This is a genomic window from Vreelandella aquamarina (assembly GCF_020075495.1).
Lineage (GTDB): Bacteria > Pseudomonadota > Gammaproteobacteria > Pseudomonadales > Halomonadaceae > Vreelandella > Vreelandella aquamarina_A.
On record NZ_JABYQT010000006.1, the window covers coordinates 211,243 to 228,387 of the forward strand.

Consider the following 17,145-nt stretch of genomic DNA (forward strand, 5'->3'; position numbering starts at 1 on the left):
GTTATTCTCCCGCCTCATTGCTGACGGCCTGGCCATCCTCGGCCTCGCCATCTGCTTGGTTGTCGGTCGTTTGATAGGCTTCATTGCTATCGACTGCGGGCGCGCGAGGCGCATCCTGAGTGTCGGTGTCAGGGTCGCTGCCGGTATGGAAGCTCGACACCAGGCGCTCATAGAACTCAGGTGTAACGTCGGAGAAGTACTCGACAGGGTGGAACGACGAACGCTCCGCCAGTTCGGAGTAACCCTCCGGGTAGGTCAGCGTATCGGGTGACTGCGCAACTTCAGCAACCCAGGCCTCGAAATCCGCTTCTGAAGTGACATGGGCGTCAAAGACCATGCCCGAGAAGCCAGCACCGCTATAGTTGGTCGAGCGACCACTGTAGGTACCGATTTCGTTGGACTCAAGATAAACGTCGTTGTCCATTCCCGCCATGGCGTAGATCTGGCTACCCAGCTGAGGAATGAAGAAGGAGTTCATGACAGACCCCGAGCTCACCCGGAAACGAACGGGCGTATCCACCGGGAAGGCGACTTCATTGACCGTTGCAATACCTTGCTCGGGATAAATGAACAGCCATTTCCAGTCGAGCGCCACGGCCTGGATCTCGAGCTCGGCCACTTCTTCGTTCTCGAGCGCGCGGTGAGGATCGAGATCGTGAGAGCTCTTCCAGGCGATCATGCCGAGGATAGCGACAATAACGACCGGAACCAGCCAGACGATCGCTTCGATCCAGTTGGAGTGCGCCCAATCGGGCAGGTATTCAGCCATCGTATTGCTACGGCGATAGTACCAGCCAAACACTATCGTCATGACAATAACGGGGATGACCACGATCAGCATCAGGCCAAAGGAACTCAGGATCAGTGAACGCTGCGTTTCACCAATCACGCCTTTCGGGTCCATCAAGGCCGAGCTACAGCCTGCGAGCAGCAAGCAAAGCGCAATGAGCACCAGAGTGCCTGTCCTGCGCCAGTAGGAAGGTTGTTGCATGGTGCGATCTCGTCAGAGTTGCGTTACAAAACTAGTCGCCACACAGCAAGCCAAACGATATGCCATATGCCAACTAACTATCACCCCATACTTTTCCCAGAACACGCTGCCAGCATGAACTGGCCTTGCTCCGGGAAAAATATGCGCTACCGGGTAGGAAGCAGGTAGCGGAATGAGCCAACATCCTAACATCTAAGGAGGCCAGTTCTAGCGGACGTATTTTCCTTTTAACCAAACAGTGAAGCAAAGCGACGATTTGACGCACCCAGGTGCGACCTAGCAGTGAGACATCGGGCAGGTTGAGGCAGGAGGCAAGCCGACCAGAAGCGTCTGTCCGGTAAAACGAGCGAGCAGCTCGGGCATATGCCCCTCATTAGTCACGATCGTATCGAAATCGTTCAATGACGCGAAGCAGGCCGGACGAACAACGCCGAACTTGCTCGCATCCACGACCAGGAAACGCTGCTGGGCCGAGGCAATGGCTGCCTGCTTGGGCGCGACCTCATGGAAATGGAAGCAGCTCACGCCACGCTCCCCATCGACCCCGGCGGCCGAGATAAATGCCTTGTTGATGCCGATTCGCTCGATGGCGCTCTCCACGTCATCGTTATCGAAGGACTGAGACGCACCGCAGTAGACCCCACCGAGAAGGACCAGCCGCACATTGGGCAAAGCGGCAACCGCCGAGGCGACATTGAGCGCATAGGTGACGATCGTCAGGTCGTCAAAACGACCAAGCTGGCTCACCAGGAGAATGAGCGTCGAGCCGCAGTCGATGAACAGCGTATCGCCTTCTTCAATGACGCTTGCTGCCCGCTCGCACAAGGCACGCTTCACCGCATGGTAACTGGCCTGCTGTTCATCGAGATCATACACCGGGGCGCCCGGGTAACGGGTCATCACCAATCGGCCACCAAACAGCGCCAGGGCCGAAGGCTGCGTTGAAAGGTCGCGGCGTATGGTCATTTCCGAAACACCGCATAAAATGGCGGCGTCGCGCAGATGCAGCGTACCGCCGCTGGCCAGCGTTTGCTCGATCAGATCCAGACGCTGGGCACTGCGGTCGTTCATGCAGGCTCTCCTTACTGGGCATTATTATGCATTTTTTAGCATGCTGCGTGAGCAGCCGCGCAATTACCACTTCTTTCAAGGGCAGTTTTTCAAGGGGCAATCCTCTTGCCTCATCTGACCCTGAACAACCGCATTTAAATAACGTTAGCCAGTATTGTTATAATTCGGCGTTAAAAAAATAACACGTAATGTTATAATTCTCACACTCACGCCAGCCCACACAATTCCAACTTGACACTAGATCGCGATCATTCCTTGAGGTTTACATGACTGCTCCAACCCGTATGCGTACTTTTTCTCTCGTCACCCTCAGTGCTGGCGTATTAATGGCGGGCACGACCCCGGCGCTGGCCAACGAGCCCGCGCCGCAGCCGCTCGATCGGCTATGGTCCTTTGCCAACGTCTCGGTCAACTACCTCGACTGGTCCAACGGCACCGAGCGCCGTACCGCCAGCAACGCGGCCAAGAGTGACTTTACCTACGTTGAGATCGAGGGTGGCGCAGGCTTCAGCTGGGGCGAGTTCTACGGATTCTTTGACTTCGAAAACCCGACCAACGATCAGTTCGATGAATCGAGCGGCGGCAAGGACAACTTCCGCACTGCCGGCAAGGTCACCTCGCACATCTACCTGGGCGACAGCCCGCTTTCACTCTACGCCCACGTGTACGATTTCCGCGACTACGGCTATGACAGCCGCGAGCAGGATCAGATCCTGGGCCTGGGGTATCGCGCCACGTTCGCCAACGGCCTGTGGTTCAAACCCTTCATTGGTGCTGCACGCGTGCAAAGCGATGCCTATACCGGCATGAACGGTTACATGGCCGGCTGGGTCGCGGGCTATGATTTTGCCGCCCTCGACCAGAACTTCAGCGTGACCAACTGGCACGAGCAGACCTTCGGCCGCGACGATGACTACCTGGAGCAGAACTATGTCGGCGACAAGGCAGGAAGCGTGGGCACCAACGGCGCGCTGAGCCTGTGGTGGCACCCGACCGATCTGATCACCACCGGCGTACAGTACCGCTACTCCGATAACAAGCTGGGTACGCCCAACGATTATCAGAATGCGATGATCTACTCCGTCAAGCTCAACTTACTCTAACCCGAGGCGCGCCTCGCGGACTCAAAGGATCCCCATATGACACTCCTTATGAGCTTGGTTGGCATGGTCACGCTGGTGATCATCGCCCTGATCTTCTCCTATGATCGCAAGTCGATCCGCCTGCGTACGGTACTGGGTGCCTTCGCCATCCAGGCGGGTATCGGCGCCTTCGTTCTCTACGTGCCGTTTGGCCAGGCGGTCTTGCAGACCATCTCCGCCGGGGTAAGCCAGGTACTGGTATACGCCAACGATGGCATCGGCTTTCTGTTTGGTGGACTGGCGGAAGTCGATAACGTCGGCTTCGTGTTTGCCATCAAGGTACTGCCGGTCATCATCTTCTTCTCTTCGCTGATTGCGGTGCTTTACTACCTTGGCATCATGCAATGGGTCATCCGCATCCTGGGTGGCGCGCTGCAAAAGGCGCTGGGTACCTCGCGGACCGAATCGCTTTCCGCCACGGCCAACATCTTCGTGGGCCAGACCGAAGCGCCGCTGGTAGTACGCCCCTTCATTGCCCGCATGACCCCTTCCCAGCTGTTTGCGGTGATGTGTGGTGGCCTGGCCTCGGTGGCGGGTTCGGTGCTGGCGGGCTACGCGGCGCTGGGTATCCCGATGGAGTATCTGGTGGCAGCGTCCTTCATGGCCGCGCCCGGCGGACTGCTGTTCGCCAAGCTGATCATGCCGGAAACCCAGGACGCCACCGACAGCGACAGCATCTCCAAGGTGGATGAAGAGCTTCAGGAGCAAGAAGACAAACCCACCAACGTGCTCGACGCTGCGGCTTCAGGCGCAACGTCCGGCCTGATGCTGGCTGCCAACGTGGGTGCCATGCTGCTGGCCTTCATCGGTCTGATTGCCTTGATCAACGGTATTCTGGGCGGCGTGGGCGGCTGGTTCGGGTTCGATGCGCTGAGCCTCGAGATGATTCTTGGCTGGCTGTTTGCCCCGCTCGCCTTCATGCTCGGCGTGCCCTGGGCAGAGGCAACCCTTGCCGGCTCCTTCATCGGCCAGAAGCTGGTGGTCAACGAGTTCGTCGCGTTTATCAACCTCGCCCCCTATATCGACGGGGAACAGGTAGTGGCTGCGACGGGTCAATTGATGACGCCCCATACCATGGCCATCTTGTCATTCGCCCTGTGCGGCTTTGCCAATCTGTCCTCGATTGCCATTCTGCTGGGCGGCCTGGGCAGCATTGCACCCACGCGGCGTGCGGAAATCGCCCGCTTTGGCGTCAAGGCCGTGCTGGCCGGCACGCTGTCCAACCTGATGTCTGCGTCCATTGCCGGCTTTTTCATCGCGTTGAGCAGCGTTACCAGTTGATGCTGTCTGACGTCCCGGGCACTGCGCAGCCTTGCGCAGTGCCCGTTTATATTTCCTGACTTGCGAGAACTTCATGACCGCTGCTACCTCGATTGAACTTAACCAGGCTGCCCGCCAGGCGCTCTCTCTGATGGACTTGACCAGCCTGAACGACAGCGATACCGACGCGACCATCGAAGCGCTTTGCCAGCAGCTCAAGACACCTTACGGCAGCCCGGCCGCTGTCTGCGTCTATCCTCAGTTCATCGTTACCGCCCAGCGGGCGCTGACGGCCCACAAGCTCGATGAGCTGGTAAAGATCGCCACGGTCACCAACTTTCCGGCGGGCGGCAACGACATCATGAGCGCCGCTCGTGAAACCCGCGATGCAGTTGCCTCGGGCGCCCATGAGGTCGATGTGGTCTTCCCCTACCGCGCGCTCATCGCCGGCGACGAGGCCACCGGCCTCGAACTGGTCGAAATGTGCAAAGCCGCGTGCGCAGGCCAGGCGCTCTTAAAGGTCATCATCGAATCCGGCGAACTCGAGGACCCGGCGCTGATCAAACGCGCCAGCGAGCTTGCCATCGAAGGCGGCGCAGACTTCATCAAGACCTCCACCGGCAAGGTGACGACCAACGCCACCCTTGAAGCCGCCGAGATCATGCTCAATGCCATCAAGGCAAGCGGCAAGGACGTAGGCTTCAAGGCGGCAGGCGGCGTACGCACCTCCGAAGAGGCAGCAGACTATCTAGCGCTGGCCAATCGCATCATGGGCAGCGCCTGGGTGACCCCCGCGCACTTCCGCTTTGGTGCATCGAGCCTGCTTGCCAATCTATTGAACACCCTGGGTGGCGCGGAAAGCGCGGCCCCTCAAGGAGGCTACTGATATGCTCCCGCAAGAACTGATTCGTTTAAAACGTGACGGCCAGCCGTTGGCAGCCTCGGATATCAAGACATTCATCCAGGGCATTGCCGATGACCGCATCAGTGACGCCCAGATCGGCGCCTTCACCATGGCGGTCTTTCTAAACGGCATGAGCCGTGAAGAAGTGGTTGCGCTGACCACCGCCACCCGCGACTCCGGCCATGTCATGCAGTGGGACTCGCTCAACCTGCCAGGCCCGGTGGTGGACAAGCACTCGACAGGCGGCGTGGGCGATCTGGTGTCGCTGGTACTCGGGCCCTGGGTAGCGGCCTGCGGCGCGTTCGTTCCCATGATTTCAGGCCGAGGCCTTGGCCACACCGGCGGCACGCTGGACAAGCTCGAATCAATTCCCGGTTATGACCCCTACCCCGCCCCGGAGCGCTTTGGCGACGTGGTCAAGTCCACGGGCGTGGCGATCATCGGCCAGACCGGTAACCTGGCACCGGCAGACAAGCGCATCTACGGCGTGCGCGACGTGACTGCCACGGTCGAGTCGATCCCGCTGATCACCGCGTCCATTCTGGGCAAGAAGCTTGCCTCGGGCCTGGATGCGCTGGTCATGGACGTCAAGGTCGGCAGCGGTGCCTTCATGCCCACCACGGAAAAGTCCCACGAGCTTGCCAAGAGCATCGCCTCCGTTGCCACCCAGGCAGGCACGCCCACCACGGCGCTGCTCACCGACATGAGCCAGCCGCTGGCCCCGTGCGCGGGCAATGCCGTGGAAATCGTCGAGACTCTCGAACTTCTGCGCGGCGAGCGCCCGAACAGCCGCGTCATGCAGGTCACCCGTGAGCTTGCCGTGGAAATGCTGATGGCCGGCAAACTGGCCACCAGCCGTGACGACGCCCTGAGCCAGCTCGACAAAGCCCTCACCTCCGGTGCCGCCGCGGAAGTATTTGCCCGCATGGTACGCGAGCTGGGCGGCCCGAGTGATTTCATGGAGCGCTCGGACAGCTACCTTGCCAAGGCCAATGTGGTCAAACCCGTGTACGCCGAGCAGGCCGGTACCGTGCAGCGTATCGATACCCGCGCGGTCGGCATGAGTGTCGTGGAACTGGGCGGTGGCCGCCTGCGCAACGATGCCGACGTCGACCACAGCGTGGGCTTCAGCGCGATCGTCGAACTGGGCACTCAGGTGGACCGCCAGCAGCCGCTCGCCTACGTGCACGCCCGCAGCGAAGACGCCGCCGAGCGCGCCGCCCAGCAGTTGCGCGATGCGTTCACTCTCGGTGAAGGCGAGGCGAGCGTGGACGAGCTGCTCCAGAAAACCTATCGCGGTGAAGCACTTTAATCAGCCGACTGATGAAGAGGTAACTGCTATGAAACGTGCCATTGTGCTGGTACTCGACTCCTTCGGCATCGGCAGTGCCGCCGACGCCGCCGCCTTCGGCGATGAAGGCTCGGACACGCTGGGCCACATCGCGGCGGCCTGCGCGCGCGGCGAGGCGGATACCGCAGAACGCTCAGGTCCCCTGAAGCTGCCCAACATGGCCAGGCTCGGCCTGTTTCACGCCCACCGGGACAGCACCGGCGCGGTGGCCGAAGGCGTTACCCTGCCAGACGTGCTCGAAGGCGCCTATGCCCACGCGCAAGAAGTCTCCAGCGGCAAGGACACCCCCTCCGGCCATTGGGAAATCGCCGGCGTGCCGGTGCGCTTCGACTGGGGCTACTTCACCGACAAGACCGACAGCTTCCCCGCTGAACTGCTGGACAAGATCGTTCAGGAAGCGGACCTGCCCGGCGTGATCGGCAACTGCCACGCCTCGGGCACCGAGATCATCGCCCGGCTGGGTGACGAGCACGTAGCGACCGGCAAGCCGATCGTCTACACCTCGGCAGATTCGGTCTTCCAGATCGCCGCTCACGAAGAGCACTTCGGCCTCGAGCGCCTCTATGCGCTGTGCGAAACCGTGCGCGAGCTTTTAGAGCCTTACAACATCGGTCGGGTCATCGCCCGCCCGTTCGTGGGTGAGAACAGCACAAGCTTCGCGCGCACCGGCAATCGCCGCGACTACAGCATCGAGCCGCCGTCGCCTACCGTGCTGCAGAAGCTTCAGGAGGCTGGCGGTGAAGTCGTGTCGATTGGCAAGATTGCCGACATCTACGCCCACTGCGGTATCACCCACAAGGTCAAGGCCAGCGGCCATGACGCGCTGATGGACGCCACGCTGGGTGAAGTGGCACGCACCGCAGCCGACACCAGCGACCGGCCGACCATGATCATGACCAACTTCGTCGATTTCGACTCGGTCTACGGCCACCGCCGCGACGTGCCGGGCTATGCCGCCGCACTCGAGCATTTCGATGCTCGCCTGCCGGAGCTGCTCGCTGCACTGAACAACGACGATCTGCTGATTCTGACCGCGGATCACGGCTGCGACCCGAGCTGGGAAGGCACCGAGCACACCCGGGAGTATGTCCCCGTGATGGTCAGCGGTGCCGGATTCGCCCCAGGCGCCATGGGGGCGCGCGACACCTTTGCCGATATCGGCCAGACCCTGGCAGACTATTTCGACCTGCCTGCCATGGCCGATGGCGAAAGCTTTCTATCCCACGCGGCCTGATGGTGCCGTTGACTGTGTAAAAGGAACATTTTATGGCTACTCCGCATATCAGTGCTGAAAAGGGTGATTTCGCCGATACGGTGCTCATGCCCGGCGACCCACTGCGCGCCAAGTACATTGCCGACACCTACCTTGACGACGTACGCCAGGTCAACGACGTGCGCGGCATGCTGGGTTATACCGGCACTTACCAGGGCCGCCAGATCTCGGTCATGGGCCACGGCATGGGCATTCCATCCGTGTCGATCTATGCCAAGGAGCTGATTACCGATTACGGCGTCAAGTCGATCATTCGCGTGGGCTCCTGCGGCGCGGTACGCGATGACGTCAACGTGCGCGATGTGGTGATCGGCATGGGCGCGTGCACGGATTCCAAGGTGAACCGCATGCGTTTCAACGACCATGACTTTGCCGCGATTGCCGATTTCGAGCTGACAAGCCACGCCGTGGCCGCTGCCAAGGCACGCAACGTGCCCGTCAAGGTGGGCAACATCTTCTCGGCGGACCTGTTCTACAACCCGCAGGCCGACATGGCCGAACTGATGAAGCGTTACGGCATCGTAGGGGTCGAGATGGAAGCCGCCGGTCTTTACGGGGTGGCCGCCGAGTTTGGCGCCCGGGCGCTGACCATCTGCACCGTCTCGGACCATATTCTGAAGGGCGAAGCGCTCTCCAGCGCCGACCGCCAGACCACCTTCAACGACATGATGGTGATTGCGCTGGATACCGTGCTGCGCGATGACGCGGCCAGCGCCTGAGTGAATCACCTAAAGGAGTCACCTATGAGCCAGGCAGAGCCTGCATTGGTCGAGACACTGCTGAGCGCATTGGCCAACGCCTATGCGCCCTACTCCGACCACCCGGTCGCGGCGGTAATGGAAAGCCCGAACGGCCAGCAGTTCGTGGGCAGCAACGTGGAAGTTGCCCACTACAAGGGGCTGTGTGCGGAAGCCTCGGCGATCAGCGCCATGATCAGCGCCGGCCAGCGCGAGCTTGCCAAGGTGTATGTCATGGGCCCCGGCGAGCACCTGTGCACGCCCTGCGGCGACTGCCGTCAGCGTATTCGCGAGTTCGCCACGCCTGACACGCAGATCATGGTGCTCTCCCGCCAGGGCGAGGTCCTCAAGACCTACACCATGCAGACGCTGCTGCCGGATGCCTTCGGCCCGGAACAGCTGCCCAAGCACCAGGGCCAGCAATAGATAAGCCGCATGCTGGGTGCATGGTAATGCCTGCCGCCGTCTTTGACGGCGGCTTTTGTTTGCTCCGGCGTCCCCCGGGCGCCGCTGGCCTCCCCCTACGATTCCTCGTATCCTGTGCGCCACTTCCCTGCGCTTTCCCGGCGCCCATTGATCAAGGAGAACGCCATGGCGGCCCTACTGCCCAACGTCGACCCTAAAGGCCTGCTCGAATACTCGGTGGTGTACACCGACCGTTCGCTCAATCATATGTCGCAACAGTTTCAGCACGTGATGCGCGACATTTCCGCCACGCTCAAGGAGGTCTACAACGCGCATGCCGTGGTGATCGTGCCGGGCAGCGGCACCTTCGGCATGGAAGCAGTGGCGCGCCAGTTCGCCCTGGACCAGAACACCCTGGTGATTCGCAATGGCTGGTTCAGCTACCGCTGGACCCAGATCATCGATATGGGCCGGCTGACCGACCAGCACACGGTGCTCAAGGCGCGCCGCGTCGACCCGGCGGACCGCCAGTCACCCTTCGCCCCGGTGCCCGCCGAGGAAGCCGCCGCGCGTATCCGCGAGGAGAAGCCCGCCGTGGTGTTCGCCCCACAGGTGGAAACCTCGGCCGGCCTGCTGCTGCCGGATGACTATATCCGCACCGTGGCCCAGGCGACCCGCGAGGTTGGCGGCCTGTTCGTGCTGGACGCGATTGCCGCCGGTACGTTGTGGGTGGATATGCAGGATCTCGGTGTGGATGTGGTAGTCAGCGCCCCGCAGAAAGGCTGGAGCGGTTCGCCCTGCTGCGCCATGGTGATGCTCTCCGAGCGCGCCCTGGAGCGCCTGGAAAAAACCCAGAGCAACAGCTTCGCCTGCGATTTAGCCAAGTGGCACGCCATCATGCAGGCCTACGAGAACGGCGGTCATGCCTACCACGCCACCATGCCCACGGATGCGCTGCGCCAGTTGCGCGATATCATGCAGGAAACCCGCGATTACGGCTTCGAGAAGGTAAAAGAGGAGCAGCAAGCCATTGGCCGAGAAGTACGCGCCATGCTCAAGCGCCATGGGTTCGTCAGCGTGGCGGCGGAAGGCTTTGAAGCGCCCGGCGTGGTGGTCAGCTACACCGATGATGCGGGGCTTGTGGGCAAGTTTGCCCAGGCGGGCGTTCAAATCGCTGGCGGCGTGCCGCTGATGTGCGATGAGGGCGACGACTTCCAGACCTTCCGGATCGGCCTGTTCGGCCTGGACAAGCTGCACGAGACGAAGCGCAGCGTCGCCAATCTTGAGCAGGCGGTCAACGCGCTCGGTTGACGGCGCTTTGTGCTTGTTTGATCAACCGCCTGGCGCGCTTACCCCGCCCAGGCGGTTTTTCATGGTGGGCTCATGGAGACGGGCTTGCGGTGACGGACTCCTTGGCCGCTTCCTCACCGGGGATGTTATCGGCGACCTTTTCCACATCGACAATGCCCGAACGGCTCACCACGACCTTCCAGCGCGCCAGATAGGGGTGATCTTCGCTGCCCGTCTCACGCACGATAAGGTTGAACAGATGACGGCGCTCCACGCTTTCGCGCACTGCCTGGCCATCCTTGAGCCGGTAGATGTGATGCTTCTCCTTGCTCATCAGGCGGGTCAGGGTCAAAAGATCGATATGCAGCGTTTCCCGGGTATGCTCATAGCCGCTTAAAAACCGGGTCGGCAACATTCGCGAGCTGGAGCGGTAGTGCAGCACCATCTCTTCGCGCTGGGCCACCGTACGCCGCCGCATCTGCTGGATATCCTTGTCGAGCGCGGCATAGCGCTTGTAGTCGAACCATTCCAGCTGACGGCCCACCGTGGCATTGCGGGTAGGGTCGACGTACTGGCGCCGCCACTTGGGTCGTCCGCGGCGCAGCCAGCGCCACAGGGTATTGCGTAGATCATCCTTGAACACCTCGCGCAGGGCATAAAGCAGCGCCATGGCCAGCACGAACAGTGCGGTGATATCGCCCACCACTTCGCGCACGCGCAGCACGCCTAGCGTGACACATGCCATGACCACCGCGGTGGCCAGTGCCTTGACCGCTTTCTGCTCGCCGCTACCAAGTTCCAGCGACTCCTGCTTGAGGGTAATCGGATACTCGATCAGTCGGCGCAGCAAACGCATCTTGTTGGACATGCGAGTGGGGTCCGTCATGACCCGTTCGGCGTTGTACTGCTGCTCGCGACGGTACTCGTCTTCATGTTCACAGATGCTGATGAAGCGTCGCTTGATATCGCTGAAGTCACCGCCTCTGGGCATATGCGCCACCAGGGCAAGCAGCTGCTGTTCGGTAAACCAGGAGAGGTAATTATCGATGTTGGCAAAATACTTGTAGAGACGCTCATCGGCCGGCTGGTGACGGCGCATCCTTTTCAGGATGCTCTCGCTGAGATCGCACATCTCGTTTAGCTGTTCGCAAAGCGCCTGGCTGCTCTTGTGATTCTCATCCGACGCTTTCTGGCGCTCATCGCGCAGCTTGCGCTCGCCCATCAGGAGTTCCTGGGTCGTGCGCTCCATGGCGACGACGTACTGATAGGCGTAAAGGCTCAGGTTCAACCGGTAGGATTCACTGCCCAGCTGGTTGCGGCTGGCAAGGCGGCTATGCACCAGCGGCAGGTGGTAGGCATCGCTGTAGTAAGTCCGCGAGACGTTGATCGAGGCGTGATAAAATGCCTCTTCGGAAATGACATGGGCGTTCAAACCCAGCTCCGCCGGCATGAAAAGATAGACGTCAAGCCTATGCGATGTCTCTTCCTTGAGGCGCCGGGTAAGGCGCAGCTGGAAGCTGTTTTTGCGCTCGACGCTGATCACCTGCTCAATCTCCTGCTTTATTGCCTTCAACGATGATATACCATGGCACTCAATAGCATGGTGAGCCATTTAGCGCGGGGTTGGCCCGCCTCTTCGTTTCTGGAGCCTGGGAATGTCCATTGCCCGTTTTTCACCCTTCGAGCTGCTGCTGTTGAAAAGCCGTAGCCAAGTGGATACGGCAAAGCTGTTGCTGCTGGCCTGGGTGCTATGCCACCGCCAGCAGGTGTCCGAAGGTCAGCGGCGACGCCGCCTGGCCCAGGTATCCGTGCACTTTCGCCACGGCCACGAGCTGGCACCGGTGATGCAGATTGCCCAGCAGCAGGATCTTCAGGCGATCCAGCTGGCCGCCGAGGTGCTGCGTCGGGAGTGCTCCAGGGAGCACGGCCTTGGCGTGATGCACCAGGCCATTGCGGTCGCGACCGATACCGGCGAGCTGTCGCTGGCCAATCACTATATCCTGCGCTTTCTTGCCGACCTGTTCGATGTTCCTCCGGCGACACTGGCTACCCTGTTTCAGGAACTGACGGGCCGTGCCTTGACCGCTCCTGAAGACCCCAGCCGCGATGCCTACTGGCGGATACATGATGCCGAGCACTATGCCAAGTACGAGGCCGAGCAGGCTCGCCAGGCCGAAGCCGCCCGCCAACAGGCCCGGCAGGAACAGCAAAGAGCCGAGCAGGCCAGACAGCGCCAGCAGGAGGCCGATCAGGCCCGCGAGCAGGCTGAGCGTGAAAAGGCCCGTCAGCGCGAACAGCAGCATGAACGCGAACGCAGCCGGCGCCATCGGCAGTCACACCAGGAGAAGAAGCACAACCACGAGCAGCCCTACCGCGCCACACCGCCGGACCGCACCACGCGAGCGCTGGCCGTGTTGGGGCTGATGCCCGGCGCGAGCAAGCTGGAAGTGCGCAAGGCGTACCGGCGCATGGCGCAGATGCACCACCCGGACCGCTTTTATACTGAAAGCGAACACCGAATTGCGCTCGCTTCGGCACGTTTTCAGCGCATCAAGAGCGCCTATGATTACCTGATGCACACCTATCAATAAAAAACCGGCCTACTTCCATGCGCGACCTTTACCAACGCCTTGGCGTATCACCCGAGGCCAACGACGAAGAACTGAAACAAGCCGTGGCCCGCTGCCCCAATAGCGCGCTGCGCCAGGACGCCGAGGCCGTCTTTGGCGTGGCCAGCCATCGTCAGAGCTACCATCAAGCACTCGAGACCTTGAACGACATCGGCCAGCTGCGCGCGCGACTAGGCCTTACCCACGGCGCGCACTGGCAAGGCGATGTGGCCAACGACTTCTCCCGGCCACCGGATCAGGCGGTATCGCGGCATGATGAACTCGTCGACCGTGTCAGCCACGCCGTATCGCTCTACAACCGCGTGCGTGGACGGCGTGGCTTTTTGCTACTCATCGCCGCTTTCGGCACTGGAACGGGCATAGGGATTGCCGTGGGGTTCACGCTGAGCCGTGTCTTCGCCGCGTGATGCCGCCGGTGCCCGCTCGCGTTCATCGCGCCTTACCTCGGCCTCGGTAGGCCGCGGGGCCGGTTTGGGCGGCGGCGGGCTATGCTTGGATGCGTGCTGATCGTCGCCTTGCGCCGTGCCAAACCCGAGCTCGGTGCCCGCTTCAGGTGCCATGCGATCTTCTGAACGCGCCTCCATGCTGACGCTGAGACGCGGCACGCCAAGGTCGATGGCCTGCTCTTCCATGCGCTGCTTGAGCAGCAGGTTGAAGGCACGCGATACGTCCCACTGCATTTCCGGCGCCGTGCGAAAACGCATGCGCAGCACCGGGCAGCCCTCTTCAAACCCCTGCACACCCTGCATTTCCAGAGGCGACCAGATGTAGTGGCGCATCATCGGGTCCTTGCGCAGCTCCAGGGCCGTCTCCTGCATCAGGGTGATCGCATCATCGATTTTCATGTCGTAGGGAATGCGAATACGCATCAGGGCGATACCGAACTGGCGCGACATGTTGTGGATCGACTCGATCCGGCTGAAGGTAATGATATGCACGACGCCGTCCAGGTCGCGCAGGCGCACGGTGCGCAGCGTCAGCCCTTCGACCGTGCCCATGTGGTCATTGATGCGCACGAAGTCATCTACTGCCAGCGAGTCCTCGATCAGAATGAAGATGCCGGTAATCAAGTCCTGAACCAGGGTCTGGGCGCCGAAACCAATCGCCAGACCGATTACACCGGCACCCGCCAGCAGCGGCGTGACGTTGACCCCCAGATTCGCAAGCCCGACGATGAAGGCGATGATCAGGATAGCCACGAAGATCACGTTACGGATCATCGGCGTGATGGTCTGTGCACGCGCCTGATTGACCCGGCGCCCTCTGGCCCGCCCTGATGAGGTAAGCGCCCGCTGGATCGCCGTATCGGCAAAGATCCATACCAGCCACGCCAGCAGGATGGTGGCCCCCAGACTCACCAGGGCCTGGCCGATACGCGCGCTTGCCACTGCCTGCTGGCCCAGCCCGAAGAGCGAGCCGCCCCAAATCTGCATGAAGAGTTCGGCAAACACCATCCACGAACAGATGTGCGCCAGCACGAATCCGAAGCGCTCCAGACGTTTACGGTACTGGCTCTGGCGGCGGCGATGGCGGCGCTTGCCAAGCCGAACTTCCTGACGGCGCAGCAGGCCGGTGATGACCAGGGTGAGTACCAGCAGGCTGGCGGAAATGATCGAACGGGCCAAGGCCGTGCCCACATCGCCCACGGTAATGAAGATGGCCAGCAGCGAGCCACCTACCAGCAGAAGCGCCGGTACGTGCCAGAGTCCACCAAGACCGCGAATCATTTCCACCGCCGTGCTGGCGTCGCGGCGCTGCTTGTAGGGCCGGTTACAGATCAGCTGGCGTACCGGCCGCTTGAACTTGATGATGAACCGAGCCGAGAGCAGCGCGGCCAGCATGTTGGCCAGCACGGATACCAGACTTGCAAGCTCGCCACCCAGCAGCTCGACCAGGCGGGTCGAGTTGACCGCATCACCCAGCGCGATCAGCGCGCCAATCACGAAAAGTCCGCGCAGCGCCTGCTGCTGAAGCAGTTGGACGGCGGTGAATCGGTGGCCCCGGCTGAAGAAGGCAATGACCGTTTCAAATACCACCGAAAGCGCCCGCCCGCACAGGCAGATGTAAGCCACGACCAGTACCAGCGTGCGCCCTGCGCTATAGGAAAGCAGCTGCCCCACACCCAGGGTAATGAGGAAGGCCAGCACCCAGGGCAGCATGCGGCGCAGAAAGTGGGCAGCCAGCAGCCACGCCTTGGGGTCGCGGGGCAAATCCAGCGGCCAGTTGCGCCGCGTGGCCACCAGGCGCCCGAAGGCGATCATCACGACCAGCAGCGTGACCCATATCACCGCCAGCACGGCACCATCGGCCACGGCACGGATCACTTCGCCCTGGCTTGCCTCGTCGTTCAACGCGCGAAGGTCAGCTGCGCCCTGAACCAGCTGCCTGGACCACTCGTCAATGGGGGAATCCCCCGCCTGGGCATGCTCGCCGATATCGGTCAGCGTATCGGCAAGCGCCCCCAGCAGCCCCTGACGCACGACCGTCTCTTCTTCTGCAGCGTCGCTTGTGACCTGCAGCTCTCGCAGCGAGCTGAGCAGCTCAGTGCGCCGCTCCTCGTTTTCGAGCATACCGATGACATCGTCGAGCGAGCGTTGGAACTCGTCGCTGCTGACATCGGTCTCGTTACTGGTCTCTCCTCCGAGGCTTGGCAATGAAACGCCGGGCATTTGTGCCTGGGCCGGCGCCACGCAGACAACGAATGTCAGAATGAGGCCGATGACAGTGTTGATTATCCAGTGCTGTCGCACGCCTTGCTCCCGAAAATGGATGGGTAAATGATTCGCGGTATCGTCAGGATGGCAGAGGGCCCGCTGCGTTGACGAACCCGCTTCGTCTTCTTGCGTGACGGCCTTCTCGAGTGACTATGATAGGCTGATAGTTTAAACGTTCACCTCACAGGATGCCGAGATGACGCTGCAAGCTCCACCCAACCGGTTCAATAGCGATGGCAAGATACGCCACGTAGGCGTCGAGATTGAGTTTGCCGGTCTGCCACCACGCGACACGGCCCAGGTAGTGCGTGATCTGTTCGGCGGTGAGCTTAACGTGGTCAGCCCCCATCGACTACAGGTGGAAAGCACGCGCTGGGGCGAGTTCGGTATCGAGCTCGATACGCAGTACGCCCATCCGGATCAGGCGGTCCTCGATGACAGCCGCCACCAGGACAGCGAATGGGAGCGTCTCAAGCACGAGCGTCGGGTAGAGTTTCATCAGAAAACCCGCGAGCTGATCGGCGACATGGTGTCTGGCCTGGTGCCTACCGAGCTCATCTGCCCGCCCGTGCCCTGGAGCGAGCTCGAAGGCCTGGATACCATCTTCGATGCGCTGCGCGAGCAGGGCGCCAAGGGAACCGATGCAAGCCTTCTGTACGGGTTTGGCCTGCACCTCAATCTCGAGGTCGAGCGCCTGGATGTCGAGTACCTGCTGAGAATGCTGCGTGCCTACCTGCTGCTGGCCCATTGGCTGCGCGACGAGATCAAGGTGGATATCACCCGAGAAGTGCTTCCCCACGCCAACCCGTTTCACAAGGAGTATGCGCTCAAGGTTCTGGATAGCCGCTATGAGCCGGACCTGGACACGTTCATCGATGACTACCTTGCGTACAATCCGACCCGCAATCGTGAGCTTGATCTGCTGCCGCTGTTTGCCTATCTGCGCCCTGACCACACTCACGAGCTCCTGCACACCAAGCTTACCAAGCCACGCCCGACCTTTCACTACCGGCTGCCCAATGCGCAGCTTTCCCAGCCCGGCTGGGGGGCGGTTACCGAATGGAACCGATGGGTCGAAGTAGAGAAGCTGGCCGCCGATGACGTGGCGCTACGCGCCCGCTGCGACGAGTACATCGCCAGGCAGAACCAACCGCTGTGGAAGCGCCTGAAAGACAGGCTGATGTGCTGGAAGCGCCGGCGTTAGCATCGGCGCAGAACCGCCTGACGCTCAAGGCGCCCTCTCATCTTGAATACTCAAAGGGAATATATCTGAATGTCCCGGCCGCTCATTGGAATCACCACCTCGGATTATAAAAGCCAACTCGCCTGGTGGTTTGACTGGTTTGCCGTATGGCGCCACGGCGGCAAGCCGCTGCG

15 protein-coding genes and 1 pseudogene are annotated in these 17,145 nt (G+C 61.3%); 12 read left to right on the forward strand and 4 right to left on the reverse strand.

Annotated features, from left to right (window positions below; genetic code table 11):
* Window position 1: 1 nt before the first annotated feature.
* Together cyoA and HW452_RS11755 are read right to left on the reverse strand one after the other, a co-directional pair.
* Window positions 2-991: a ubiquinol oxidase subunit II gene (cyoA, locus tag HW452_RS11750; RefSeq protein WP_224106290.1), complete on the reverse strand. Its 990-nt coding sequence runs from the start codon at window positions 989-991 to the stop codon at window positions 2-4.
* A gap of 276 nt (window positions 992-1,267) precedes the next feature.
* On the reverse strand, window positions 1,268-2,062 hold the full coding sequence (locus tag HW452_RS11755; RefSeq protein ID WP_224106291.1) for a DeoR/GlpR family DNA-binding transcription regulator: 795 nt from the start codon (window positions 2,060-2,062) through the stop codon (window positions 1,268-1,270).
* Between the two features lie 266 nt (window positions 2,063-2,328).
* Here HW452_RS11755 and HW452_RS11760 point away from each other — a divergent pair, with 266 nt between their 5' ends.
* The 8 genes from HW452_RS11760 (at window position 2,329) to HW452_RS11795 (ending at window position 10,445) form a co-directional block, all read left to right on the forward strand.
* A complete protein-coding gene (locus tag HW452_RS11760) occupies window positions 2,329-3,165 on the forward strand; it encodes an outer membrane protein OmpK (RefSeq protein ID WP_224106292.1) in 837 nt (278 codons plus the stop codon).
* Between the two features lie 36 nt (window positions 3,166-3,201).
* Complete coding sequence (locus tag HW452_RS11765; protein ID WP_224106293.1) at window positions 3,202-4,485, forward strand: NupC/NupG family nucleoside CNT transporter; 1,284 nt, start codon at window positions 3,202-3,204, stop codon at window positions 4,483-4,485.
* Between the two features lie 73 nt (window positions 4,486-4,558).
* Entirely contained in the window at window positions 4,559-5,350 is a 792-nt protein-coding gene (deoC, locus tag HW452_RS11770; protein WP_224106294.1) for a deoxyribose-phosphate aldolase, read from the forward strand.
* Window position 5,351: 1 nt separating this feature from the next.
* Window positions 5,352-6,680, forward strand: coding sequence for a thymidine phosphorylase (gene deoA, locus HW452_RS11775; RefSeq protein ID WP_224106295.1), 1,329 nt, complete (start codon window positions 5,352-5,354; stop codon window positions 6,678-6,680).
* Between the two features lie 28 nt (window positions 6,681-6,708).
* A complete protein-coding gene (locus HW452_RS11780; protein ID WP_224106296.1) occupies window positions 6,709-7,953 on the forward strand; it encodes a phosphopentomutase in 1,245 nt (414 codons plus the stop codon).
* Window positions 7,954-7,985: 32 nt separating this feature from the next.
* Window positions 7,986-8,711 (forward strand): purine-nucleoside phosphorylase, encoded by a 726-nt coding sequence (deoD, locus tag HW452_RS11785; protein ID WP_224106297.1) that lies wholly within the window; start codon window positions 7,986-7,988, stop codon window positions 8,709-8,711.
* 24 nt (window positions 8,712-8,735) lie between these two features.
* Window positions 8,736-9,155 carry a cytidine deaminase gene (gene cdd / locus HW452_RS11790; protein ID WP_224106298.1) on the forward strand — a complete coding sequence of 140 codons (420 nt, stop codon included), beginning with the start codon at window positions 8,736-8,738 and terminating at the stop codon, window positions 9,153-9,155.
* 165 nt (window positions 9,156-9,320) lie between these two features.
* Window positions 9,321-10,445, forward strand: coding sequence for an aminotransferase class V-fold PLP-dependent enzyme (locus tag HW452_RS11795; protein ID WP_224106299.1), 1,125 nt, complete (start codon window positions 9,321-9,323; stop codon window positions 10,443-10,445).
* Window positions 10,446-10,515: 70 nt separating this feature from the next.
* Here the strand turns inward: HW452_RS11795 and HW452_RS11800 are convergent, their stop codons facing one another.
* Window positions 10,516-11,967 carry a hypothetical protein gene (locus HW452_RS11800; RefSeq protein WP_224106312.1) on the reverse strand — a complete coding sequence of 484 codons (1,452 nt, stop codon included), beginning with the start codon at window positions 11,965-11,967 and terminating at the stop codon, window positions 10,516-10,518.
* A 112-nt stretch (window positions 11,968-12,079) separates the two neighbouring features.
* Here HW452_RS11800 and HW452_RS11805 point away from each other — a divergent pair, with 112 nt between their 5' ends.
* The gene (locus HW452_RS11805; protein ID WP_224106300.1) at window positions 12,080-13,015 is read left to right on the forward strand and encodes a DnaJ domain-containing protein; all 936 of its coding nucleotides are present in this window, start codon (window positions 12,080-12,082) and stop codon (window positions 13,013-13,015) included.
* Window positions 13,016-13,032: 17 nt separating this feature from the next.
* Window positions 13,033-13,461, forward strand: a complete 429-nt coding sequence (locus tag HW452_RS11810) for a hypothetical protein (protein WP_224106301.1) — start codon at window positions 13,033-13,035, stop codon at window positions 13,459-13,461.
* On the opposite strand, the gene HW452_RS11815 is transcribed toward HW452_RS11810, so the two are convergent.
* Window positions 13,381-15,804 (reverse strand): mechanosensitive ion channel domain-containing protein, encoded by a 2,424-nt coding sequence (locus HW452_RS11815; RefSeq protein ID WP_224106302.1) that lies wholly within the window; start codon window positions 15,802-15,804, stop codon window positions 13,381-13,383. The two genes, HW452_RS11810 and HW452_RS11815, sit on opposite strands and share 81 nt — an antisense overlap.
* Before the next feature lie 160 nt (window positions 15,805-15,964).
* On the opposite strand from HW452_RS11815, the gene HW452_RS11820 reads away from it, so the two are divergent.
* Together HW452_RS11820 and HW452_RS11825 are read left to right on the forward strand one after the other, a co-directional pair.
* Window positions 15,965-16,972: an amidoligase family protein gene (locus HW452_RS11820; RefSeq protein WP_224106303.1), complete on the forward strand. Its 1,008-nt coding sequence runs from the start codon at window positions 15,965-15,967 to the stop codon at window positions 16,970-16,972.
* Between the two features lie 69 nt (window positions 16,973-17,041).
* Window positions 17,042-17,145: pseudogene (locus HW452_RS11825) on the forward strand (gamma-glutamyl-gamma-aminobutyrate hydrolase family protein); the annotation flags it as partial.

Bases quoted from the DNA above. Each gene is read 5' to 3' on its own strand.
- HW452_RS11780 (WP_224106296.1), top strand. From the start codon at position 6,709: ATGAAACGTGCCATTGTGCTGGTACTCGACTCCTTCGGCATCGGCAGT.
- HW452_RS11755 (WP_224106291.1), bottom strand. From the start codon at position 2,062: ATGAACGACCGCAGTGCCCAGCGTCTGGATCTGATCGAGCAAACGCTG.
- cdd (WP_224106298.1), top strand. From the start codon at position 8,736: ATGAGCCAGGCAGAGCCTGCATTGGTCGAGACACTGCTGAGCGCATTG.
- HW452_RS11760 (WP_224106292.1), top strand. From the start codon at position 2,329: ATGACTGCTCCAACCCGTATGCGTACTTTTTCTCTCGTCACCCTCAGT.
- deoA (WP_224106295.1), top strand. From the start codon at position 5,352: ATGCTCCCGCAAGAACTGATTCGTTTAAAACGTGACGGCCAGCCGTTG.
- HW452_RS11795 (WP_224106299.1), top strand. From the start codon at position 9,321: ATGGCGGCCCTACTGCCCAACGTCGACCCTAAAGGCCTGCTCGAATAC.
- cyoA (WP_224106290.1), bottom strand. From the start codon at position 991: ATGCAACAACCTTCCTACTGGCGCAGGACAGGCACTCTGGTGCTCATT.
- deoD (WP_224106297.1), top strand. From the start codon at position 7,986: ATGGCTACTCCGCATATCAGTGCTGAAAAGGGTGATTTCGCCGATACG.
- HW452_RS11820 (WP_224106303.1), top strand. From the start codon at position 15,965: ATGACGCTGCAAGCTCCACCCAACCGGTTCAATAGCGATGGCAAGATA.
- HW452_RS11805 (WP_224106300.1), top strand. From the start codon at position 12,080: ATGTCCATTGCCCGTTTTTCACCCTTCGAGCTGCTGCTGTTGAAAAGC.
- deoC (WP_224106294.1), top strand. From the start codon at position 4,559: ATGACCGCTGCTACCTCGATTGAACTTAACCAGGCTGCCCGCCAGGCG.
- HW452_RS11810 (WP_224106301.1), top strand. From the start codon at position 13,033: ATGCGCGACCTTTACCAACGCCTTGGCGTATCACCCGAGGCCAACGAC.
- HW452_RS11765 (WP_224106293.1), top strand. From the start codon at position 3,202: ATGACACTCCTTATGAGCTTGGTTGGCATGGTCACGCTGGTGATCATC.